General features: G+C 57.5%; 14 protein-coding genes and 1 pseudogene. 8 read left to right on the top strand and 7 right to left on the bottom strand.

Annotation, left to right across the window (positions count from 1 at the left end; all coding sequences use genetic code 11):
- Positions 1-10 precede the first annotated feature (10 nt).
- The gene (gene arcC / locus ABLU88_RS07785; RefSeq protein WP_014229764.1) at positions 11-943 is read left to right on the top strand and encodes a carbamate kinase; all 933 of its coding nucleotides are present in this window, start codon (positions 11-13) and stop codon (positions 941-943) included.
- Between the two features lie 112 nt (positions 944-1,055).
- Here the strand turns inward: arcC and ABLU88_RS07780 are convergent.
- Positions 1,056-1,832, bottom strand: a pseudogene (locus ABLU88_RS07780) (XdhC family protein); the annotation flags it as partial.
- An 801-nt stretch (positions 1,833-2,633) separates the two neighbouring features.
- Between ABLU88_RS07780 and ygfK the strand changes: the two are divergent.
- Both ygfK and ssnA read left to right on the top strand, forming a co-directional pair.
- Positions 2,634-5,738, top strand: a complete 3,105-nt coding sequence (gene ygfK / locus ABLU88_RS07775) for a putative selenate reductase subunit YgfK (protein ID WP_032718847.1) — start codon at positions 2,634-2,636, stop codon at positions 5,736-5,738.
- A 2-nt stretch (positions 5,739-5,740) separates the two neighbouring features.
- Positions 5,741-7,072 (top strand): putative aminohydrolase SsnA, encoded by a 1,332-nt coding sequence (gene ssnA / locus ABLU88_RS07770; RefSeq protein WP_162934476.1) that lies wholly within the window; start codon positions 5,741-5,743, stop codon positions 7,070-7,072.
- Positions 7,073-7,176: 104 nt separating this feature from the next.
- Here the strand turns inward: ssnA and ABLU88_RS07765 are convergent, their stop codons facing one another.
- Together ABLU88_RS07765 and ygfT are read right to left on the bottom strand one after the other, a co-directional pair.
- On the bottom strand, positions 7,177-7,653 hold the full coding sequence (locus tag ABLU88_RS07765; protein WP_064375329.1) for a 4Fe-4S dicluster domain-containing protein: 477 nt from the start codon (positions 7,651-7,653) through the stop codon (positions 7,177-7,179).
- Positions 7,650-9,590: a formate-dependent uric acid utilization protein YgfT gene (ygfT, locus tag ABLU88_RS07760; protein WP_348836280.1), complete on the bottom strand. Its 1,941-nt coding sequence runs from the start codon at positions 9,588-9,590 to the stop codon at positions 7,650-7,652. Before ygfT ends, ABLU88_RS07765 begins: the two co-directional genes overlap by 4 nt.
- Before the next feature lie 637 nt (positions 9,591-10,227).
- On the opposite strand from ygfT, the gene ABLU88_RS07755 reads away from it, so the two are divergent.
- Together ABLU88_RS07755 and fdhF are read left to right on the top strand one after the other, a co-directional pair.
- A complete protein-coding gene (locus tag ABLU88_RS07755; protein WP_032718844.1) occupies positions 10,228-11,700 on the top strand; it encodes a nucleobase:cation symporter-2 family protein in 1,473 nt (490 codons plus the stop codon).
- 136 nt (positions 11,701-11,836) lie between these two features.
- Positions 11,837-13,984, top strand: a complete 2,148-nt coding sequence (gene fdhF / locus ABLU88_RS07750; RefSeq protein WP_348836279.1) for a formate dehydrogenase subunit alpha — start codon at positions 11,837-11,839, stop codon at positions 13,982-13,984.
- Between the two features lie 65 nt (positions 13,985-14,049).
- Here fdhF and ABLU88_RS07745 read toward each other — a convergent pair whose 3' ends face one another.
- The 3 genes from ABLU88_RS07745 to ABLU88_RS07735 all read right to left on the bottom strand — a co-directional run bounded on the left by ABLU88_RS07745 (position 14,050) and on the right by ABLU88_RS07735 (position 18,405).
- Positions 14,050-14,655 (bottom strand): CTP--molybdopterin cytidylyltransferase, encoded by a 606-nt coding sequence (locus tag ABLU88_RS07745; protein WP_014838779.1) that lies wholly within the window; start codon positions 14,653-14,655, stop codon positions 14,050-14,052.
- Between the two features lie 66 nt (positions 14,656-14,721).
- Positions 14,722-15,180 carry a (2Fe-2S)-binding protein gene (locus tag ABLU88_RS07740; protein WP_025108437.1) on the bottom strand — a complete coding sequence of 153 codons (459 nt, stop codon included), beginning with the start codon at positions 15,178-15,180 and terminating at the stop codon, positions 14,722-14,724.
- A gap of 12 nt (positions 15,181-15,192) precedes the next feature.
- The gene (locus ABLU88_RS07735) at positions 15,193-18,405 is read right to left on the bottom strand and encodes a molybdopterin cofactor-binding domain-containing protein (RefSeq protein WP_348836278.1); all 3,213 of its coding nucleotides are present in this window, start codon (positions 18,403-18,405) and stop codon (positions 15,193-15,195) included.
- Positions 18,406-19,397: 992 nt separating this feature from the next.
- Here ABLU88_RS07735 and ABLU88_RS07730 point away from each other — a divergent pair.
- Together ABLU88_RS07730 and ABLU88_RS07725 are read left to right on the top strand one after the other, a co-directional pair.
- Positions 19,398-20,837 carry a sugar porter family MFS transporter gene (locus ABLU88_RS07730; protein WP_049069139.1) on the top strand — a complete coding sequence of 480 codons (1,440 nt, stop codon included), beginning with the start codon at positions 19,398-19,400 and terminating at the stop codon, positions 20,835-20,837.
- Positions 20,834-21,265: a PTS sugar transporter subunit IIA gene (locus tag ABLU88_RS07725; protein WP_025108434.1), complete on the top strand. Its 432-nt coding sequence runs from the start codon at positions 20,834-20,836 to the stop codon at positions 21,263-21,265. Before ABLU88_RS07730 ends, ABLU88_RS07725 begins: the two co-directional genes overlap by 4 nt.
- A gap of 61 nt (positions 21,266-21,326) precedes the next feature.
- Here ABLU88_RS07725 and ABLU88_RS07720 read toward each other — a convergent pair whose 3' ends face one another.
- Positions 21,327-21,479, bottom strand: a complete 153-nt coding sequence (locus ABLU88_RS07720) for a hypothetical protein (RefSeq protein ID WP_157835624.1) — start codon at positions 21,477-21,479, stop codon at positions 21,327-21,329.
- A gap of 182 nt (positions 21,480-21,661) precedes the next feature.
- Between ABLU88_RS07720 and ABLU88_RS07715 the strand changes: the two genes are divergently transcribed.
- A complete protein-coding gene (locus ABLU88_RS07715; protein WP_025108433.1) occupies positions 21,662-23,107 on the top strand; it encodes an MFS transporter in 1,446 nt (481 codons plus the stop codon).
- The last annotated feature ends 31 nt before the right edge of the window (positions 23,108-23,138 follow it).

The raw sequence follows: 23,138 nt of genomic DNA, 5'->3' as shown, positions 1-23,138 counted from the left end.
AGAGGAAGCTATGAGTAAAAAAATTGTTCTCGCTCTCGGCGGGAATGCGCTGGGCGACGATCTCGCCGGACAGATGCAGGCCGTACGACACACCGCCCGGACGATCGTCGATCTTATCGCCCTTGGCCACCAGGTGGTGGTCACTCACGGCAACGGTCCGCAGGTGGGCATGATCAACCAGGCTTTCGAGGCCGCAGCAAAAACCGAGGCCCATACGCCCATGCTGCCGATGTCGGTCTGCGTGGCCCTGAGCCAGGGCTACATCGGCTACGACCTGCAGAACGCGATTCGTGAAGAACTGCTAACGCGCCAGCTGGATATCCCGGTGGCGACCCTGATAACCCAGGTGGAAGTGGATGCTAACGATAAGGCATTTCTTAATCCGACCAAGCCCATCGGCTCGTTCTTCAGCAAAGAAGAGGCCGAAAAGCTGAGCCAAAACGGCTACATCATGAAAGAGGACGCCGGGCGCGGCTACCGTCGCGTCGTCGCCTCGCCCATGCCGGTAGATATTATCGAGAAACAAACGGTAAAAGCGCTGATGGATGATTGCCACGTGGTGATCACCGTCGGCGGCGGCGGCATTCCGGTGATTCGCGAGGGTAACCATCTGCGCGGCGCCAGCGCGGTTATCGATAAGGACTGGGCCAGCGCGAAGCTGGCGGAGATGATCGACGCCGACCTGCTGATCATTCTCACCGCCGTAGAAAAGGTGGCGATCAACTTCGGTAAACCTGACGAGCAGTGGCTGGATAACCTCTCCCTGCGCGATGCCGAACGCTTTATCGAAGAGGGGCACTTTGCCAAAGGCTCAATGCTGCCAAAAGTGGAAGCCGCCGCCGCCTTCGCCCGCTCAGGGCCGGGGCGTAAAGCGCTGATCACGATGCTGAGCAAAGCCAAAGAGGGGATTGAAGGAAAAACGGGCACCATTATTAGCCAATAAGCTGTACGCCACGGGTTGCCGGGAACCTCCCGGCAACATTTCCCCTCGCAGAAGCTCAGACCTCAACCGCCTCAGCCAGACAATCCGGCTGGCACGCTTGCCTCACCTGGTTCATCAGCCCCCCCGGCGCGCCGTTTTTCACCTGCAGGATCTCCGCCAGCACGCTGATGGCAATCTCGTTTGGCGTCTCGGCGCCGATGTCATAGCCAATCGGCGCCCGCAGACGGCTGATATCCGCCTCCGTTACGCCGTTTTCCCGCATCTGGCGGACAAAGGCCTGCACTTTCCGCCGGCTGGCCAGCAGCCCCAGCCACGCCACCGGCTGGGTTATCAGCCTGTCCAGCGCCTCCCGATCCTGGTTGTTGGTGGCAATCAGCACAAAATCCTGCGGCCGGACCGCCATCGCCTCCACTACGTCCGTGAAGCTGGCAGCGTGCACCAGCCGCGCCGAAAGCGGAAAAGCGTCGGGGCAAAGGCTGGCGGAATAGATATCGCCGACGCAGATGTCAAAATCCACCCGCGCCGCGGCGTGGGCAACCGCGCGGTTAACGTGCCCGGCGCCGACCAGCAGCAGGCGCGGGCGCAGGCCGTGCACGCTGATGTAAACCGACATCGCGCCGCCGCAGTCGGAGCCCACGGCGTCGCTGCCGGTGCGCGCCATGCGGCCGTGAAACATTCGCGACGCCCGTTCGCGCAGCGCTTCCAGCGCCGCATCGATGACTTTACGCTCCACCATCCCGCCGCCAATGGTGCCCACAATCGAACCGTCCTCCCGGATAAGCATCTGAGCGGAGTGTCGGGGGGTGGAGCCCCGACTTTCGACAATCTGCGCCAGGGCAAAGGGGCGATTCTGCTCCTCAAGTCGTGCTGCTTCTGCAAAAATATTCATACTAACCTCAAAGGCGATGTTTACGGCTCTATATCCTTCATACTTCAAGTTGCATGTGCGTTGGCTACGGATTACTCGGCCCATCCATGGGCCTCGCCCTCACGGGCCGTCGCAAGCGACGTTCAAATCTGCTCCCGGCAGATTTGTCGCTCACCCCAGTCACTTACTAGAGTAAGCTCCTGGGGATTCACTGCGTTGCCGCGTGATTCGCCCCTACGGGACTCACCCTTTCAGGGCCAGCGCAAGCGCTGTTCAAAACGGTTAACCGTTTTGTCCTGCAACTCGAATTATTTTGGGTATATTTGTTTATCTGCGATATTTCCCCGGGTTCTCAGTTTGAGAGTTTACCCGGCGTTGAAATAGCGTCGCAGCGACCCGTATCGACTATGCAATATTTATACTTAGCCGCCGTTTTTCATCGCAAATTGTGAGACAGGTCATTTCGTTAGCCGTAATGACGCTGCGGCAGGGATCCTACGCCGAATATTTCCTCTGTCGCCGCGGTAAAAGAAAGCCGCCCGCTGAAATCACCGCCGAACGGCCGGCATAAATTATCATTCTGATATTCAGGATCTGATTTTGAGAAATCTCGCCGAATGATAAAGCGTATTGATTTGAGTTCTCATTTCCCCGCTGTGGAATTATTCACGCATTCGCGTCGAGTTTCGACCTGGTTCACAAATTAATTATTCTACCGCCGCGGTTTGAATAACTGGTGTGATTGTTGCTCCTCTTTCGTTATCCGTCGGGATGATTACCACCGGCAATGTCGATCTTACAATGATATCTAAGGAGAGGGTTATGGGAGATATAATGCGTCCCGTGCCGTTTGAGGAGCTTTTAACGCGCATTTTCGACGAGTATCAGAGTCAGCGGACTATTTTTGGCATCCCCGAGCAACAGTTTTATACGCCGCAGGCGCAGCGGTCGATCGGCGTATTCGGCGAAAGCTGCGCGACGCCGCTCGGCCCGGCAGCCGGGCCGCATACCCAGCTGGCGCAGAACATTATTACCGCCTGGCTAACCGGCGGGCGGTTTATCGAGCTGAAAACCGTACAGATCCTTGACCGCCTGGAGCTGGAAAAGCCCTGCATCGATGCCGAAGATGAGTGCTTCAACACCGAGTGGTCCACCGAATTTACCCTCAAAAAAGCCTGGGATGAGTACCTGAAAGCCTGGTTCACGCTGCATCTGCTGGAGCAGGTCTTTCCGCTGGGCACCCATAAAGAGAGCAAGTCGTTTATTTTCAACATGAGCGTCGGCTACAACCTTGACGGTATTAAGCAGTCGCCAATGCAGGAATTTATCGACAACATGATGGACGCTTCCGCCCATCCTAAATTCGCCCAGTACCGCGACACCCTGAACCGCTGGCTGCAAAATAGAACCTTTATCGACAGCCTGCCAACCTGCGCGCGCAAAGACGGGCTGGACAATCTGGCTCAACGCGTGCCGGCCAGGCTGGTTCAGGGCGTCACCCTCTCAACCATGCACGGCTGCCCGCCGGACGAGATTGAAGCCATCTGCCGCTATATGCTGACGGAGAAAAATCTCAATACCTTTGTGAAGCTCAACCCGACCCTGCTCGGCTATCCGCGCGTTCGCCAGATCCTCGACGCCTGCGGCTTCGGCTATATCGGCCTTAGCGAAGCGTCGTTTGACCACGACCTTAAGATCGACCGGGCGCTGGAGATGCTGACGCGCCTGATGGCGCTGGCGAAAGCGCGCAGCCTCGGCTTTGGCGTCAAGCTGACCAACACCCTCGGCACCGTCAACAACAAGGGAGCGCTGCCGGGAGATGAAATGTATATGTCAGGCCGCGCGCTATTCCCGCTATCGATCAACGTAGCCGCCCTGCTCTCGCGGGCGTTTGACGGCAAGCTGCCGATCTCCTACTCCGGCGGCGCCAGCCAGCTCAACATTCGCGAGATTTTCGACACCGGCATTCGCCCTATCACCATGGCCACCGACCTGCTGAAGCCGGGAGGATATCTGCGCCTGAGCGAGTGCATGCGCGAGCTGGAGAAAGCCGACGGCTGGAACATGACGCAGATCGACGTCGAGCGCCTCAACGCGCTGGCGGAAAAAGCGGTGAGCATGGACTACACCCAGAAACAGTGGAAGCCGGAAGAGCGCATTGATACCGGCGAGCCGCTGCCGCTGCTGGACTGCTACGTCGCCCCCTGCGTGACGGCCTGCGCCATCAAGCAGGATATTCCGGAGTATATCCGCCTGCTGGGCGAGCATCGCTACGCCGACGCGCTGGAGCTGATCTATCAGCGCAACGCGTTGCCGGCCATCACCGGTCATATCTGCGACCACCAGTGCCAGTACAACTGTACGCGTCTGGATTACGACAGCGCGCTCAACATCCGTGAGCTGAAAAAAGTGGCGCTGGAGAAAGGCTGGGACGAGTACCGCAGCCGCTGGCATAAGCCCGCGGGATCCGGCTCCCGGCACCCGGTAGCGGTGATCGGCGCGGGCCCTGCCGGTCTCGCCGCCGGATACTTCCTCGCCCGCGCCGGGCATCCGGTCACGGTTTTTGAACGCGAAGCCAGCGCCGGGGGCGTGGTGAAGAATATCATTCCGCAGTTCCGCATTCCCGGCGAGCTTATCCAGCACGATATCGATTTTGTCGTCGCCCACGGCGTCAAAATTGAGTACGGCTGCGACCCGCATCTGAGCGTGGAAAAACTGCAGGCGAAGGGTTTTCGTTACGTGCTGGTCGGCACCGGTACCGATAAAAACAGCGGCGTGAAGCTGGGCGGCGATAACCAGAACGTGCATAAGTCGCTGCAGTTCCTGCGCGAGTTTAACCGCGGCGCCGAGCTGAACCTGGGCAAACGCGTGGCCGTGGTCGGCGCCGGCAACACCGCCATGGACTGCGCCCGCGCGGCGCTGCGCGTGCCCGGCGTGCAGAGCGCGACCATCGTCTATCGCCGCTCGCAGCAAGAGATGCCCGCCTGGCGCGAAGAGTACGATGAGGCGCTGCTCGACGGCGTCGACTTCGAGTGGCTATGCAACCCGGAACAGTTTAACGCCGACGGGACGCTCGTCGTACGCGTCATGAAGCTCGGCGAGCCGGATGAGAAAGGCCGCCGCCGCCCGGTGGAAACCGATGAGATTCGCACCCTGCAAGTCGACTCTCTGATTACCGCCATCGGCGAGCAGCAGGACGGCGAAGCGCTGTCGGCAATGGGGATCCCACTCGACCCGCAGGGCTGGCCGGTGGTCAACGCCGATGGCGAGACCAGCAAACCGAACGTCTTCCTGATCGGCGACGTTCAGCGCGGCCCCTCTTCTATCGTCTCCGCTATCGGCAACGCGCGACGGGCCACGGACGCGATCCTGGCCCGGGAAAATATCGCCAGCAGCTACGGAAACAAAGTCTGGAACAACGTCGATCCGGCGAAGGTGTACCAGCGTAAAGGCGCCATCGCCGTCACGCTGGTGGATAAAAACCAGCGCGAGGCTTTTGTCGAGCAGGAAGCCAGCCGCTGCCTGGAGTGCAACTACGTGTGCAGCAAGTGCGTCGACGTCTGTCCGAACCGCGCCAATATTTCCGTGGCCGTGCCGGGCTTCCAGAATCGCTTCCAGACCCTGCATCTGGATGCTTATTGCAACGAATGCGGCAACTGCGCTCAGTTCTGCCCGTGGCAGGGAAAACCGTATAAAGACAAAATCACCGTGTTCAGCCTGGAGCAGGATTTTGTCAACAGCACCAATCCGGGCTTCTTCGTCGCAGGCGCCAGCGTCAAAGTGCGTCAGGACGACCAGACGTGGCAGCTGGAAATTAACGACCGCGGCCAGTTTAACGAGGTACCGGCCCAGCTGGACGCCATGTGCCGCATCATAAGCCATATTCATCAGCACCAAAGCTATCTTCTGGGAGGCGTTGAAGTATGAGTATCCTGATCCTGAAAAATGCCACCGCCGCGCAGATCTATCCGGCGAAAGTGTGGGAGAACGTCGATATCGCCATTGAGAGCGATAAAATTCTCGCTGTCGGCCCCGGCCTGTGCCAGCGCTATCCGCAGGCGCAGGTGAAAGAGATGCGCGGGCAGCTGGTGATGCCCGGCATGGTCTGCTCCCACAATCACTTTTATTCCGGCCTGTCCCGGGGGATTCAGGCCAATATCGCCCCCAGCCCGGACTTTATCTCCACGCTGAAAAACCTGTGGTGGCGCCTTGACCGGGCGCTGGATGAAGAGTCGCTCTACTACAGCGGGCTGATCTGCGCCATGGAGGCCGTGCGCAGCGGCTGCACGGCGGTTGTCGATCATCATGCGTCGCCCCACTATATCGCGGGCTCCCTGAGCCAGCTGCGCAACGCCTTCCTCAAAATCGGGCTGCGCGGGATGACCTGCTTCGAAACCACCGACCGTAACTTTGGCAGCCGCGAGCTGCGCGACAGCGTTGAGGAGAACATTCGCTTCGCCAGAGAGATCGACGCCGCGCGCGAAAAGGGCGACCAGCCTTATCTGGTCGAGGCCCATATCGGCGCCCATGCGCCGTTCACCGTTCCGGATGAGGGTCTGGCGATGCTGCGCGAAGCGCTAAAAGCCACCGGCCGCGGCCTGCATATCCACGCGGCGGAAGACCGCTACGATGTCTCTCACAGCCATCACCTTTACGGTAAGGACCTGCTGGTGCGGCTGGCGGAGTTCGACCTTATCAACAGTAAGACGCTGATTGCCCACGGCCTGTACATCTCCGATGCCGACGTCGAGCTGCTGAACGCGCAGGACGGCTTCCTGGTGCACAACGCCCGCTCCAACATGAACAACCACGTCGGCTACAACCCCCGCCTGCCGCAGATGCGCAATCTAGCGCTCGGCACCGACGGCATCGGTTCCGACATGTTCGAGGAGATGAAGTTTGCCTTCTTTAAACACCGCGACGCCGGCGGGCCGCTGTGGCCGGACAGCTTCGCGAAGGCGCTGAGCAACGGCAATGAACTGTTGAATCGCAACTTCAACGCCCGCTTTGGCCGCCTTGAGGCGGGCTATAAAGCGGACCTCACCATTTGCGACTATATGGCGCCGACGCCGCTTATCGCGGAAAACATCGCCGGACATATCGCCTTCGGCCTGGGGGCAAACAGCGTGCGCAGCGTCATGGTGAACGGCGTGATGATCTACGAGGATCGCCAGTTCAGCTTCGACTGCGGGCCGATATTCCGCGAAGCGCAGAAAGTGGCGAAAAAAATGTGGGCGCGAATGGATGCGCTCCCCGCGTAGCCCGCATAAAAACGCTAAACCGGCCTGGCAGGCCGGTTTTTTTTGCTGACAGAACGCGGGCGTATGAAATTGCCCGGCAGCTTCCGCGCCGCCGGACGCAAGGTTTACAGCGACAGCAGCACGGCGGTGGCGATATTGCGCTGCTTTTGCAGCGCGCTGAGCTGCTCTTCGGTCATGATACTCAGCGCCGCCGTCGGGCAGACATCAACGCAGGCGGGGCCGCGCTCCCGGGTGCCGCAAAGATCGCACTTAACGATAACCGGCGTCAGACCGGCCTCCACCTCAATGGTAATCGCCCCAAACGGGCAGGCGACCACGCAGCTCTGGCAGCCAATGCAGCGCCCGCCGTCGGCCTCCACTTTCTCCGCCCCCATGCTCAGCGCCCCGGTCGGGCAGGCGCCCACGCAGGGCGCATTCTCGCACTGATGACACATCACCGGCACGCTAAGCTCGTCGAGGCGCATCACCTTCAGGCGAGGATGAAACTCCGCCCCCGGCGCCACGTGTTCCAGCGCACAGGCTACCTCACAGGTCCTGCAGCCGATGCAGGCCTGCGAACTGGCAACGATAAAACGAGTCATATCTCCTCCCAGGCCGTGAATTGCATCAACATCTCGCTGGCCGCCTGCCGCCCGGCAACCATGGCGGTGACCACCAGGTCCGCGCCGGTCACGGCATCGCCGCCGGCAAAGATTTTGTCATGGCTGGTTTGCGTCGTTCCGCGCCCTTTGCCGCCGGTCACTATCTGCCCCCAGCGGTCCAGCTTTATCCCGTGGCCGCGCAGCCACGGCATCTCGTGAGCCTGAAAGCCAAACGCCATAATGAGCACATCGACTTTAAGTTCAAACCCGGAATCCGGGATCGGCTGCGGCCGGCGGCGGCCGTCCGGGCCCGGCTCGCCCATCTTCGTGCGGATCATCTCCACCGCGCAGACCTGCCCCTTGCGGTTGAGCTGAATGCGCTGCGGCTGCACGTTAAACTCAAATTTCACCCCCTCCTCCCGCGCGTTCACCACCTCTTTTTTCGACCCGGGCATGCTCAGCTCATCGCGACGGTAGGCGCAGGTCACGCTCGCTGCGCCGCGGCGAACGGCGGTGCGCAGGCAGTCCATCGCCGTATCTCCCCCGCCAAGCACCACCACCCGTTTCCCCTTAATGTCGGTCAGCGGATACTCGGGGCTCTCTTCGAGCCCCATCACCTCGCGGGTGCTGGCAATCAGGAACGGCAGGGCCTGAATCACGCCGGGGGCGTTCTCTCCCTCCAGGCCGGCGGCCATCAGACCGTAGGTGCCCACGCCAAGGAAGACGGCGTCATAGTTTTTCACCAGATCGGCAAAAGCCACGTCGCGCCCCACCTCCTGGTTGAGATGAAAATTGACGCCCATGGCGCTAAAAACGTCGCGTCGCTTCTCAAGCACGTTTTTATCCAACTTGAACGGCGGAATACCGAAGGTCAGCAGGCCGCCGATTTCCGGATGGCGATCGAACACGTCAACGTGCACGCCCGCGCGCACGAGAATATCGGCGCAGCCCAGTCCGGCTGGCCCGGCGCCAATCACCGCCACCCGCTCCGGGCGCGGGGCCACTGTGCCGATTGTCGGTCGCCAGCCCATCGCCAGCGCGGTATCGGTGATATAGCGCTCAAGGTTGCCAATGGCGACCGAGCCGCCTTCGTTCTTTAAGGTGCAGGCCCCTTCGCACAGCCTGTCCTGCGGACAGACGCGGCCGCAAATCTCCGGCAGGGAGCTGCTCTGATGGCACAACTCCGCCGCCTCGATAATCTTGCCCTCGCTCACCAGGCGGATGAAATCGGGAATATGATTATGTAAAGGACAGGTCCAGTTACACCACGCTTTCTGCGCGCAGTAGAGACAGCGTTCGCTCTCATACTCCGCATCGCACTCGCTCAGCGGCTGATAGATTTCGCCGAAGTGCTGCATGCGGTCATCGGCGGGCACTTTTTTCGCCCCCACCCGCGGAGGTTTATTGAGTATCGCGCTGCGTCTGGCGCCGCGAACGGCGCCCAGCGGGGTTTCCAGCGCGGAGCGAATCTGCCGCGCGCTACGCAGCCGGTTAACGGCGGCCTCATCCATCAGTTGCAGCGCCTGGGTTGGACAGCTGGCCACGCACGCCTGCTGACCGGAAGGATGCTGGCTGCAAAGATCGCATTTCTGCGCCAGCTGCGGCGCGTCGTCATCGTTGGCCACCATCTCAATGGCCCCAAAGGGACAGGCGATGACGCAGTTTTTACAGCCGATGCACAGCGCCTCTGTAAACTGAACGCTGTCGTTCGCCACGCGCAGCGCCTGGGTCGGACAGGAGCCGACGCAGGGGGCGTCGTTGCAGTGGCGGCAGGTCGTCGCGCTGCTGGCGTGGCGGTGGAAGAACACCCGAATGCGCGGCAGAAAGTCGCTGCGCTGCCGGGGCCAGCTGTCCTGGCGATGAGAGGTGACGCAGGCCACTTCACAGGCGTGGCAGCCAATACAGTTTGCAGAATCGGCAACAATAAATTTATTCATTTGCTTCCCTTTATTATTCCAGGACTCACCGGGAAGCAATGCAATAATCAGGCGCTTTTGTTCAGGGTATTCATATGGTGCTTATTTTTGCGAGCCGTCTCAAAAAAACAGGCCCACTCTCACTTAGCAGCACGATATATATCCGCTCTCGCTGAACAAAAATTATTCTCCGCGCTCAGGGTTTAATCATGTTGATAATTCAACGTATCGCGCGTGATACCAAAATGAGACGCTCCCTGTCTCAATGTGATAGCGCGCGTTTATTCACCACGAGATTTATTTGAGAAGTTTCGCAGCGCGTCGATATTCCCGCCTTTTTCTCGTGAGTTATTTCACACAATTCTCCTTCAATTCTCCAGGCGCTTATTTTTGGCACAGCTTACGCATATTACTTCTCGTGCGCGCAACACGCTGATGAACGCATCGGCTCAGGGAGGCAGCGGCCTTCGAATCGTAACTTCGGCTCTGTTCACGCTTATACCCAAAATAATTCGAGTTGCAGGAAGGCGGCGACACAGCGAATCCCCAGGAGCTTACTCTAGTAAGTGACTGGGGTGAGCGAGGAAAGCCAACGCACAAGCAACTTGAAGTATGAAGGGTATATACGGAGTGAAGTCGTACAGGAGATAACAACTTCATGAAAGATATCGCCAATTCCGCCTCACAAAACGGGAGCTCGACCGCACCGGTCGATGAAATATTACCCGTTACGCAAATGATTCTTTATGGGCTACAGCACGTGCTGGTGATGTACGCGGGCGCCGTGGCGGTTCCGCTCGTTGTGGGTAATGCGGTAGGGCTCCCGCCGGAGCACATTATTTTACTGATCAGCGCCGACCTGTTTATCTGCGGCGCGGCCACCATCGTGCAGTCGCTGGGGGTCGGTAAGTGGCTCGGCTGTCGGCTGCCGCTTATCCAGGGCTGTACCTTCGCCGCGCTGATCCCGATGGTGTTGATCGGTAAGGAGTACGGGATCGGCGGTATTTCCGGGGCGGTGATCGTGTCCGGTATTTTTATCCTCTGCTGCGCGCCGTGGATTAGCAAGCTCATCCGCTTCTTTCCCAAGGTGGTGATGGGCAGCATCGTCACGCTTATCGGCATGTCTATTATGCCGGTGGCAGGCGGGTGGATTGGCGGCGGGAGCAGCGAAATGAGCGGCTTTGGCGCCCCCTTCTCGCTGCTGATGGCGGCAATCACGCTGGTGATTATTCTCAATATTTACACCTTTGCCTCCGGCGTCGTGAAAAACACGTCGGTGCTGATCGGCCTTATCATCGGCACCGTACTCTGGAGCTGCTTTAAGCCTCTCGACTTTAGCCTCGTCCACGCCACCCCCTGGCTCCATCTGCCGACCCTGATGCCCTTCGCCAAACCTGAATTTCATATTATCCCCGTCGCCCTGCTGTCGATGGTGATGGTGGTGGTGATGGTGGAAACCATGTCCTCGATGATGGCGACCGGGGATATCGTCGGGAAAAAGGTGGACGCGAAGATGCTGCGCAACGGCCTCAACACCTGCGGTATCGCGACCACTATCTGCGGCTTCTTCAATCTGTTTCCCTACGCCGCCTTCGCGCAGAACGTCGGCCTGATCGGTTTAACCGGGGTGCGCAGCCGTTTTGTGGTGTCGGTCTCCGGCATCATTCTGATTCTGATGGGCGTGTTCTCGAGGATGGCGGCGCTGGTGGTGCTGATACCGAAACCGATCCTCGGCGGCGCGGGCATTGTCATGTTCGGTATGGTGGCGGTGTCCGGTATTCGTACCCTGGGACAGGTCAACTACCGCAACAATAATAACGGTATGGTGGTGGCATTAACGCTCGGCCTCGGCATGATGCCGGTGCTGGTGCCCAATCTGTTTACCCAGTTTCCGCCGATGGTTCAGCTGTTTCTGCACAGCGGGATTACGATTGGCACCCTGACGGCTATCGTCGCCAACCTCACCCTCAACGGCAGCGTGCCATTCCGCGTTAACCACGAAACGCCGGTCCCCGATCCGGCCCCGCCAAGCTCGGCGGCGCGCAACATGGCAGTCAGAACCGTCAGAATGTGGCTCCTGCTGCGCAAAGTTCAGAAGGAGAGACAGCCTGAAGAAGCGCAGGAGGGGTAATGATGCTCACCAGACTTCTGTTTGCCTTGATCACCCTGCTGCTGCTGGCGATTCCCGTCGTGCAGCAGGGTATCGCGCAGGGCCTGAACGGCCGCTTTAGCTATGCCCTGCTGTTCTAAGTTTAAGGACCACTGCTATGAAAAGAGTCACGACCGTCTGCCCCTACTGCGCCTCCGGCTGCAAAATGCAGCTCACGGTAGAAGAGGGAAAAATTACCCGCGCCGACGCTGCGATGGGGAAAAATAATCAGGGCACCCTGTGCCTGAAGGGCTACTACGGCTGGGATTTTATTGACGACCCGCAGATCCTCACGCCGCGCCTGAAAACGCCGATGATCCGCCGCCGGCGCGGCGGTAAGCTGGAGTCCGTCTCCTGGGAGGAAGCGCTCGATTACGTGGCAAACCGCCTCAGCGACATAAAAGCGAAGTACGGGCCGGATGCGATTCAGACCACCGGATCTTCGCGCGCCACCGGCAATGAAACCAACTACATCATGCAAAAATTTGCGCGCGCCGTTATTGGTACCAATAACGTCGACTGCTGCGCACGCGTCTGACACGGCCCTTCGGTTGCAGGTCTGCACCAGTCGGTCGGCAACGGCGCGATGAGTAATGCCATCACCGAGATCGATAATACCGATCTGGTGTTTATTTTCGGCTATAACCCGGCGGATTCGCACCCGATCGTGGCGAATCACATCCTCAATGCCAAACGCAACGGCGCCAAAATCATCGTCTGCGATCCGCGTAAAATCGAAACCGCGCGCATCGCCGATCTGCACATTGCGCTGAAGAACGGCTCGAATATCGCGCTACTCAACGCTATCGGGCAGGTGATTATCGAAGAAGATCTCTACGATAAATCCTTCGTCGCCGGGCGTTCCGAAGGCTTCGAAGCGTATCGCAACATCGTCGAAGGCTATACGCCGGAGTCGGTGGAAGCCATCACCGGCATCAGCGCCAGGCAGATTCGCGAATGCGCGCGGCTGTACGCCAGCGCCGGAAACGCCATGATTCTGTGGGGGATGGGCGTAACCCAGTTCTGGCAGGGCGTCGAAACGGTGCGTTCCCTGACCAGCCTGGCGATCCTCACCGGTAATCTGGGGAAACCGCACGTCGGCGTCAATCCGGTGCGCGGCCAGAACAACGTCCAGGGCGCCTGCGATATGGGCGCGCTGCCGGACACCTATCCCGGCTATCAGTACGTGAAATTCCCGGAAAACCGGGAGAAGTTCGCCAACGCCTGGGGCGTTGAGAGCCTGCCGGAGAGCCCTGGCTATCGCATCAGCGAGCTGCCGCACCGCGTGGCGCACGGCGAAGTGCGGGCGGCGTACATTATGGGGGAAGATCCGCTCCAGACCGACGCCGAGCTTTCCGCCGTACGTCAGGCCTTCGAAGAGATGGAGCTGGTTATTGTCCAGGATATCTTTATGACCAAAACCGCCGCGGCGGCCGATGTGATTCTGCCCTCGACCTCGTGGGGCGAGCATGAGGGCGTCTATACCGCAGCGGACCGCGGCTTCCAGCGCTTTTTCAAGGCGGTGGAGCCGAAGTGGGATCTGAAGACCGACTGGCAAATCATCTGCGAAATCGCCACCCGGATGGGGTATCCAATGAAGTACGACAACACGCAGCAGATCTGGGATGAACTCCGCCATCTGTGCCCCAACTTCTTCGGCGCGACCTACGAGAAGATGGGAGAACTGGGCTACGTGCAGTGGCCGTGCCGCGACGAGTCGGAGGCGGACCAGGGCACTTCGTATCTGTTTGCGGAACGGTTCTCCACGCCGAACGGGCTGGCGCAGTTCTTCACCTGCGAATGGCAGGCGCCGGTCGATAAGCTGAGCGATGCCTATCCGATGGTGCTCTCCACGGTGCGCGAAGTGGGCCACTACTCCTGCCGTTCGATGACCGGCAACTGCGCTGCGCTGGCCAAACTGGCGGACGAACCGGGCTACATCCAGATCAACACCGCCGACGCCAAGCGGCTCGGGATTGAGGACGAAGAGCTGGTGTGGGTTAACTCGCGCAAAGGCAAGGTGATTTCCCGGGCGAAAATCAGCGACAGGCCGAATAAAGGGGCGGTCTACATGACCTATCAGTGGTGGATCGGCGCCTGCAACGAGCTGGTCACCGAGAATCTCAGCCCGATAACCAAAACCCCGGAGTACAAGTACTGCGCCGTTAACGTTGAGCGTATTGCCGATCAGCGGGCCGCCGAACGGTACGTCAGTGAGGAATACAGCCAGTTGAAAGCCCGTCTGCGCGAAAGCGCCGCGGGGTAAAAAATATCGCCCCGGCGCTGTGCGCCCCGGGGCGATATTGTCTTTTCTTCTTCCCTGCGCTAGCGCTAACCGACGGCGGCCAGATCTTTGCGGCAGCGGCGCGCGACCTCAAGATACTGCTGCGGAGTGTCAACATCCCAGTGAATCCCCTGATTCGCCACGGGGATAACGCGCGCCGCCATCTGACCGATAACGTCCCGCAGGGTGGCCCCTTGCGGCGCGCGACGAATCAGAGAAATCGCCCGCTGGGGCAGAAGAACCGGATGGCCTTTACCGCGATCGTAGGCCGGAATAATGCAGCTCCCGGCGTCGGCGTTGGCCCACAGCCGGCGGTAGACGCCCGGCGTGACCTCCGGCATATCGCCCAGCGCCAGAAAGAAGCGCGAAGCGCGAATATGGCCTACCCCGCACTGAATAGAAGAGAACATACCGTCCTGATATTGCGGGTTAAAGACCACCTCAACGCCCGGATGATCCCGATAGCACGCGGCCAGTTCGTCGCCGCGAAACCCCGTCACCAGCACCACCCGATCGCAGAACGCCAGGGCGCTGGCAAGGGCGCTATCGAGAATCGTTCCCTCGCCCCACGGCATCATCATTTTCCATTTGCCCATCCGGCTGGAGAGCCCGGCGGCCAGCATAACGCACTGTTTATCCATTTTTTTGCTCATCGTCATCCTCCCCCTGAAGCCGAATACAACGCCGCCGTCGGCTGGCGACGGCGGCGCTTGCGGCGATCAGGATTTCAGCACCGCTTTAATCGAGGTAATGATCGGCTGATATCCCGTACAGCGGCAGATATTCCCCTCCAGCGCCTCTTTCAGCTCATCGTCGCTGGGGGCCGGGTTGGCATCCAGCAGCGCCTTGGCGCTCATCAACACGCCGGGCGTGCAGAAGCCGCACTGAACGCCGCCGTGACGAATAAAGGCGTTCTGCAATTTTTTACCGACCGGATCGTGATGCAGCGCTTCGACGGTAGTGACCTCCGCCCCGCTGCACTGGGCGGCCAGCAGCAGGCAGGAGCAGACGGATTTGCCGTCCATAATCACGGTGCAGGCTCCGCACTCGCCCACCGAGCAGCCCTCTTTGGTGCCGGTGAGCTTCAGCTCCTCGCGCAGAAAATCGATCAGGCGGACATTGTCTTTCACATCGCGGGCAATGCGGATGCCATTCACTTTTAGCTCAATATGGTTCATGTTCATGGCTCCTTATTTTTTCTGCTCTGTCATAACTTCCTGCAGCATCTGCCGGAACATATCGATAAATACGGGGACTTTATAAGGCGCAGACCAGCGTCCGCCGATGGCTTTTTCTACCTTGTCGTGCAGTACCGCGGCCGCATAGTCAATGGCGGCAGCGTCTAACGCCTTCCCGGTGAGCGCCTGCTCAACCTCAGTCAACCGCTGCGGTTTGGCCATCAGCGCGCCATCCACCAGACGGCACAGGCGAACCACGCCCTTATCGACCATAAACTGCCCGGTTAAGCTCTGGCGCGTAATGTTCAACGCATTGCGCCGGCCAAGCTGCAGATAGCGATTGATCAGCGGCTGCTGCGTCGGCGCCGGCAGGATAAAGCGGACAACCAGCTCATCTGGCTCAAGAAGGGTGCGATAGCCGCCCACGACAAATTCGCTGACCGGCATCCGGCGCGTTCCGCGCGCGCTGCGCAGCTCTACTTCCGCATCGTAGATAATGAGCGGCGGCATGGAGTCCGCGCACGGGGCGGCGTTGACGATATTGCCGCCGATCGTTGCCCGGTTGCGCAGCTGCAGGGAGCCGACGGTTTTACAAGCCGTAACCAGTAGCGGATAGCGCTGCTGAATCAACGGATGCTTAACCAGATCGGTAAAGCAGATGCCGGAGCCAATGGAGATCCCGCCCCCAACGTCAAAAATCTCCTTCAGCTCCGCCAGTCCGGCAATGTTGACAAGCGGCACCTCGCCGGACAGCATCCGGGCCTGCACCAGCACATCGGTGCCGCCGGCAATAGGCATTGCCCCCTTCCCGGCCATCAGCGTCAGGGCCTCTTTCAGGGTTTGCGGGACGCTCAGCGACAGGGTGTTGAGGCGGTGAACCTGTTTCTTATCGCCAGACTCCAGCATCTGCTCGCTCTGGCGCTCCGGCTTCTTGAGGTTATAACCCAGGCGAACCTGCTCAAGGGTCAGCGGCAGGATCCGGTTGGGGCGGTCGATGGCGAAGCTCACCGCGTTATTGAGAGCCGCAGCGCCCAGTTCAAGTACCGGTTCGCCGATAACTTTCGCCCCCATCGGGCCCGCTTTATCGTAGTTTTCCACCGCAATGATATCGATGTGCGGCATATCCTTGATGGTCGGCAGCAGATAGGTATCGAAGTTTTCCGATTTCACCACGCCGTGCTCGGTGTTGAAATCCTCCAGCATGCCGTAGCCGATCATCCCCTGCAGTACGCCGCCGTAGACCTGGCCGCTAAAACCAACCGGGTTAATGACTTTACCGACATCGTGGGTGGCGACGACGTTATTGACGGTGATTTTGCCGGTGCGCATATCCACCGCCACGTCGGCCAGCTGGCAGCCGTACACCCAGGTGAAATAGGGGCTGCCGCAGCCCTTCTCTTCATCCCAGTGAATATTCGGCGCCACGTGCCAGCCGTAGGCGGAGAGGTTTGCCCCGGTAGCCCGGGTCATATCGCACACCTGCTGGAAGCTGAGGCTCAGCTCCGGGCTGTGGCGGTTGAACACCTTGCCATTTTGCCAGGCGATATCGTCGATGCTCTGCGCTTTCAGCGTTTCCCTGACGGCGTCCGCCATGCGTTGTTTAATTTTGTTCGCCGCGCTCAGAATCGCCTGTCCGCCCATCAGGGTACCGCGCGAAGCGACCGTTGAGCCGCCGTCGGCGATCATCGCGGTGGCCGGTTCGCTAAACATCACCCGGTCGAGCCCAATACCAAAGGCTTCCGCCGCCAGCAGCGACATGGTGGTCTGCAGCCCCTGCCCGTTCTCGGATACCGAGGTGGAGATGTTCACGCTGGCGTCGGCATTCACCTGAATCAGCGCCGAGGACGCATCCAGCCCCTCGGCCCCCAGAGAGCAGCCGCGATGGCTCAGCGCGAAGCCAATCCCGTAGCGGATCGGGCCGCCTTCCGCGTTAAGCTTTTTGTAGTGCTCGCGTTTGGCCTCGTATTCGGCCTTAAGCAGCGTCTTCTCCAGCACCTCCCGCGCGGAGACGGTATGCTCGCTGAAGACCTGCCCGGCCATGCTGGTATCGCCCTGCTTGAGAATATTGCGCAGGCGGAACTCAACGGGCGACAGGCCCAGTTCGCCCGCCACGTCATCCATCAGCGATTCGTTGGCGAAAATGACCTGCGGCGCGCCGTAGCCGCGGTAGGCCGAGGTATAGTTGTTGTTGGTGTAAACGCCCACCAGATCGACGCGTACGTTAGGAATGTTGTAGGGGCCCGCCGCCTGCACGGAACTGCGCCAGGTGACAAACACCGTCTGACCGCAGTAGCTGCCGCCATCGGCGATAATGTCGATTTTAATCGCCTGAATGCGCGCGTCGTCGTCCACGCCAATGCGGTATTTCATCTTATAAGGATGGCGCTTGTAGCTCTCGCGCATCGACTGTTCGCGGTTATAAGAGATCTTAACCGGCCGCCCGGTCAGGTGCACCAGCAGCGCCGCGCGGCAGGAGACGTTATCGATAATGTCATCTTTACCGCCGAAGGAGCCGCCGAGGACGGAGCGCTTAATGTTGACCTTCGCCTGGGGCAGGTCGAGATATTTGGCAATCACCGCCCGGGTGCGGTGAGCGTTCTGAATCGACCCTTCGATGGTCATGATCTGTTCATTATTGTCCAGGTAGGCGGTAATCGATTCCGGCTCAATATAGCCGTGCTCCTGGAACCCCACCTCATACTCACGTTCGAAGATATGGCTGGAGGCGGCAAAACCGGCATCAATATCGCCCTTCGCCGTGTGGTGGCGATTGATGATATTGCTATCGAGTTCGCTGTGAATAAGGCGCGCCCCGGGCTTCATCGCCTCTTCCGGGGAGGTAATCGGCTCCCACGGGGTGTAGGTGATTTTGATTTTATCGACGGCGATGCAGGCTGCCTCGTAGGTTTCCGCCGCCACTACGGCAACCACGTCGCCGCGGTAGGCGATCTCCTTGTCGATAATCGGCGGATGATCGGGAACAATCGCTCCCAGCTTGCGCTGACCGGGGATATCGTTCCAGGTGGCAATACGCACGACGCCGGGCACTTTTTCCGCCTCCGACAGGTCGAGCGCATCGATGCGCCCGGCAGGAATATCCACGTAGCGACAAACGCCATACAGCATATTGTTCATAATAATGTCATCGCCGTAGACCGCTTTACCCGTCACCTTGGCGAGCCCGTCTACGCGGGGCACCTCACTGCCAACTAGCAATGTATCCATATTTTTCAGTCTCCACTCACAAAGAAAGATAACGGATTAAAGCAATGGCTATGCCACCTATAAATAAAGGGTTATTTGAGGCTGAGTTATGTGAGGCGTATCTAAAAATAGCGGCCGGTTAAAGAATAAAAAGCGCATGAGGTCGCCGCTGATTATCAAAACGAGAGCATGCGTATCACTATGATAATTGGCGGTTCTCAATTGTGTTTCCAGGGTGACGCCAGCGGTGCATCCGCAGCTCCTGCCGCCGCCGGGCATTGAGCGCAACCGTCACCCTGCGGCAAAACGCGTATCGAGGTGATGAAGCTTTTTGACGCCCCCCGATTTCGAATAAAAAATAAAACAGACGCAATAATGAAATTTAAATTTCATAAACGAGCATGTTAACAAATGTGATATATATCATAATTTTAACAATTCATTTTCCTGCCACCGGGCCAGCCCCCCGTAAACAATCCTAAAAATTGCCATATATATCAATTAATTATAAAAATAGCCTTTCTATACACAAGGCTGTTACACATGGTCCACAAAATCAAACCGAAATAAAACTTTCAAAATGTGATCTGTTTGTATTTTTATTTCACTTATCGCGGTAATAATCATCTCTCACTAAACGCACTCTGCCCGCCTTGATGGCGCAGCAGAAATCCTAACCCCCCGGAGGATGCAATGAAGGAAGTGAGATCAGGACTTATCCGAACCGTTTATATTGGCCCGCCCCTTTTCCACCCTCACGCTACCGGGGACTTTCTGAACGTCAACCACCCCGGAGGCCCCAGCCCCGCATCTACCGATGATTCATCATTAATCAAAAAGAAACCTCTTTGATCGGTTTTATTTAGCGCATAGCAATCGCGCTAAATAGTTGCACTAAGAACAAAAAAACATTTCATCCCGGCCGTGCTTCGCCAGGCGCAAAGGCATGCCGTGACGAGGATGGGATGACACGTTTTTATCTCGTGCCGTTAATCAAAACAAAAGGTATAAAAATGTCTCTTATTATGAATCTGAACCTACAGCAGAGAAAACGATTACACCAGATAACCCTGGTTGCGACATTTGGCGGCCTGCTATTCGGTTATGACACCGGCGTTATTAATGGCGCATTTTCCTCTCTGAAACAATATATGGCCCTGACCCCGACTACAGAAGGTCTGGTCATGAGCGTATTGCTGATCGGCGCCGCGTTAGGTAGCGTATTCGGGGGGAAATTCGCGGACTTCTTTGGCAGAAGAAAGTACCTGCTCTTTTTATCCTTCATCTTTTTCATCGGCGCATTAATGTCCGCTCTGGCGCCGGATATCACCGTACTGCTTATTTCACGTTTCATCCTCGGCTATGCCGTGGGTGGCGCCTCGGTGACCGCCCCCACCTTTATTTCCGAAGTGGCGCCAACCGAAATGCGCGGTAAACTAACCGGCTTAAACGAAGTCGCCATTGTTATCGGGCAGCTCGCCGCATTTGCCATCAACGCCATTATTGGCATCCTCTGGGGCCATCTCCCCGACGTCTGGCGCTATATGCTGATGGTGCAGACCATTCCCGCCATCTGCCTGTTTATCGGTATGCTGCGATCGCCGGAAAGCCCGCGCTGGCTGATCAGTAAAAACCGTCATGAAGAAGCGCTGGAAATATTAAAGCAAATCCGCCCTCTGGAACGCGCAACCAAAGAATTCAACGATATCACCACCTTAATTAAGGCCGAAGCGGACAAAAAGCTTCATTCGCAGAACGCCTTTGTCACCATTCTCCAGACGCCGTGGATTTTCAAACTCCTGCTGGTGGGCGTCATTTGGGCGGCGCTGCAGCAGACCACCGGGGTCAACGTCATTATGTACTACGGTACTGAGATCCTCAGCAGCGCCGGATTCTCAGAAAGAACCTCCCTCATCTGCAACGTACTCAATGGCGTGTTCTCCGTCGGTGGCATGCTATTTGGCGTGCTGTACCTCGTCGATCGTTTTAAACGTAAAACCATCATTATTTATGGGTTCGCGATCATGGCTACCCTGCACCTTATCATTGCTGGCGTAGACTACACGCTGGTCGGCGACGTCAAAGCCACGGCCATCTGGCTGCTCGGCGCGATGTTCGTTGGCGTTATGCAGGGAACGATGGGCTTTATCACCTGGGTGGTGCTGGCTGAGCTGTTCCCGCTCAAGTTCCGCGGACTGTCGATGGGCATATCGGTATTTTTCATGTGGGTGATGAACGCCATCGTCAGCTATCTGTTCCCATTATTGCAGGCCAAGCTCGGGTTAGGTCCGGTATTCCTGATTTTTGCCGCGATTAACTACCTGGCGATTGTTTTTGTCATCGCGGCGCTGCCTGAAACGTCCAATAAATCGCTGGAGCAGCTGGAAGAGGAGCTTTCAGCAAATAAATCTACAGCGGGATTCAATACGGCCACCAAGGAAAACGGATTATGATCGATACTATTACGCAGGATAATCTCCATCTGTCGTGCCGGGCGAAAAATAAAGCAGAAGTCCTGGCCATGATTGGCGCAGAATTTAAATCTAAAGGCTATGTCAGTGAAGATTGCGTTACTTTTCTTGCTGAAAGAGAGCGCCAGGTCTCCACCTTTTTAGGCAATGGCATTACGTTGCCGCACCTGCCTAAATCAGCAACCAATATCATTGCTAAAACCGGGGTTGAAATTTATCAGTTCCCCGATGGCGTTATCTGGGACAGAAGTAATGTCATGTTCATTGCCATTGGCGTGATTGCCAAAGAAAGTGAGCATATTGATGTACTGAGAGAAGTTGCTTCTATTTTTAGTGATGAAATTATCGCCAAGGCGCTATCATTAATCTCCAGCAAGCAGGATTTCCTGCGGATCCTGCAACAAAACTGAGGGTGGAGGATATATTTGATACGAACAGAAATTGAGTGTCGTAGCCAACCCCAATGATTCATCACCGGTCAAAACGCTTAGTATATCCATGTAATCCCTGTAAAAAGCCTGCTCGCGAGCAGGCTTTTTTACTGACGTTGACCAAACCAAATACGCTTATCAGGGCCATCCCACCCAAAATCATCTTCCGCGCTGAACCGATATCAATATTCATATAATTTACCTTGGTGATGGTAACGGATTGGTATCTATAAAACGCGTACATTCATTGCCCAATATCAAGATTTATATAACAGGGATTAAAAATGAGTTCTCAGCAAATTTACTTATTTGGTATAACAACTTCCCATCTTGTCACACCTTTACCACGTCGTAGCGAATCGCTGAGGACGGTATATGGCTTTAACAGATTCATCGCGGGACGAAACGCCCCGGCAGGAACGCTCTGGCTCAGGGAGGATTTCGGGGCTAGCGCTGCTGGTTGCCAGCGCATTTTTTATGGAGTTTCTTGATGGAACGGTGATTGCTACTGCTCTGCCGGATATGGCAAAGGCGTTTGGCGTCACAGCGATAGACCTTAATATTGGTATCAGCGCCTATCTATTAACTCTGGCTGTGCTGATCCCGGCCAACGGCTGGGTTGCGGAGCGTTTTGGCGCACGAAACGTCTTTACTCTGGCACTGTGCATTTTTACGCTTTCATCCCTGCTATGCGGTCTGACCCATAATGTGACTGAGTTCGTTCTGATGCGTATCCTTCAGGGGATTGGCGGCGCGATGATGGTTCCTGTAGGACGTCTGGTCGTTCTGCGCACCACCCCGAAAGATCGGCTTATTAAGGCCATTGCCACGCTAACCTGGCCCGCGCTGGTGGCCCCCATCATTGGGCCGCCGCTTGGTGGATTTATTACCACCTACGCCAGCTGGCACTGGATCTTCTTTCTCAACGTCCCCCTGGGGCTGATCGCCATTGTACTATCATTGCAGATGATGCCAAACCAATCGGCTAACGAACGCAGACCGTTTGATTTTACAGGATTTGTCGCCACTGGCGTAACGATGCTGTGCCTGGTTGCAGGGCTGGAAATGCTCAGCCAACAAAACGTTAGCCTGATCGGGGCGGCAGTAACCATTACTGTTGGCTTCGCTACCCTGGTCTGGAGTATTCATCATCTTTTGACCAGTAAAACGCCGCTGATTGGCCTGTCATCGCTCTCAGTCCCCTCATTTCGCATCAGCATGCGCGGAGGATTTATCCTTCGTGCGACGATTAGCTCAGCCCCCTTTATGCTGCCTCTGATGTTTCAGGTTGGTTTCGGAATGAACGCGTTTGAAGCCGGCTCGATGGTACTGGCCGTTTTTGCAGGCAACCTGGCGATGAAACCCGCTACAACGCCGCTAATTCGCTATTTTGGCTTCCGTAAGCTGCTTATCGGTAACGGTGTCGCCTGCGTATTGACGCTGTTACTCTGCGCACTGCTAACGCCTGACTCGCCGCATCTGATAACGCTGGTGCTGTTGTTCCTCGGCGGATTAAGCCGTTCCATGCAGTTCACCGGTATCAGTTCACTGGCCTTCGCTGAAGTTCCGTCACAGGAGATGAGCTCAGCCAATACGCTGTTCAGTACTTCACTTCAGCTCGCCAGCGGACTGGGAGTGACAATGGGAGCGCTAAGTATTCGCATGGGCAGCATCCTCAGTGAGGATCTTGGTTACGCCACTGTTCCTGGAATGGGGTTTCGCCTGGGATTTGTCGTCATCGCGATTATCACTGCGCTCGGAGTGTATGATATGACGCGGCTTGCGCCGAATGCGGGTATCAACGTCTCACAGAAAAAATAGCTTAACGCCGGTCAGCCGATTGCTTTTCATT

The organism is Klebsiella sp. GW_Kp182 (assembly GCF_040062275.1).
GTDB classification, from domain to species: domain Bacteria; phylum Pseudomonadota; class Gammaproteobacteria; order Enterobacterales; family Enterobacteriaceae; genus Klebsiella; species Klebsiella michiganensis.
The sequence above is the reverse complement of the archived record's forward strand: the minus strand, read 5'-3'. Positions and strand labels throughout refer to the sequence as shown.

Bases quoted from the DNA above. Each gene is read 5' to 3' on its own strand.
- ABLU88_RS07730 (WP_049069139.1), top strand. From the start codon at position 19,398: ATGTCTCTTATTATGAATCTGAACCTACAGCAGAGAAAACGATTACAC.
- ABLU88_RS07735 (WP_348836278.1), bottom strand. From the start codon at position 18,405: ATGGATACATTGCTAGTTGGCAGTGAGGTGCCCCGCGTAGACGGGCTC.
- ABLU88_RS07740 (WP_025108437.1), bottom strand. From the start codon at position 15,180: ATGAACCATATTGAGCTAAAAGTGAATGGCATCCGCATTGCCCGCGAT.
- ABLU88_RS07765 (WP_064375329.1), bottom strand. From the start codon at position 7,653: ATGACTCGTTTTATCGTTGCCAGTTCGCAGGCCTGCATCGGCTGCAGG.
- ABLU88_RS07755 (WP_032718844.1), top strand. From the start codon at position 10,228: ATGAAAGATATCGCCAATTCCGCCTCACAAAACGGGAGCTCGACCGCA.
- ygfK (WP_032718847.1), top strand. From the start codon at position 2,634: ATGGGAGATATAATGCGTCCCGTGCCGTTTGAGGAGCTTTTAACGCGC.
- ABLU88_RS07720 (WP_157835624.1), bottom strand. From the start codon at position 21,479: ATGAATATTGATATCGGTTCAGCGCGGAAGATGATTTTGGGTGGGATG.
- ABLU88_RS07725 (WP_025108434.1), top strand. From the start codon at position 20,834: ATGATCGATACTATTACGCAGGATAATCTCCATCTGTCGTGCCGGGCG.
- ygfT (WP_348836280.1), bottom strand. From the start codon at position 9,590: ATGAATAAATTTATTGTTGCCGATTCTGCAAACTGTATTGGCTGCCAC.
- ABLU88_RS07745 (WP_014838779.1), bottom strand. From the start codon at position 14,655: ATGAGCAAAAAAATGGATAAACAGTGCGTTATGCTGGCCGCCGGGCTC.
- arcC (WP_014229764.1), top strand. From the start codon at position 11: ATGAGTAAAAAAATTGTTCTCGCTCTCGGCGGGAATGCGCTGGGCGAC.
- ABLU88_RS07715 (WP_025108433.1), top strand. From the start codon at position 21,662: ATGGCTTTAACAGATTCATCGCGGGACGAAACGCCCCGGCAGGAACGC.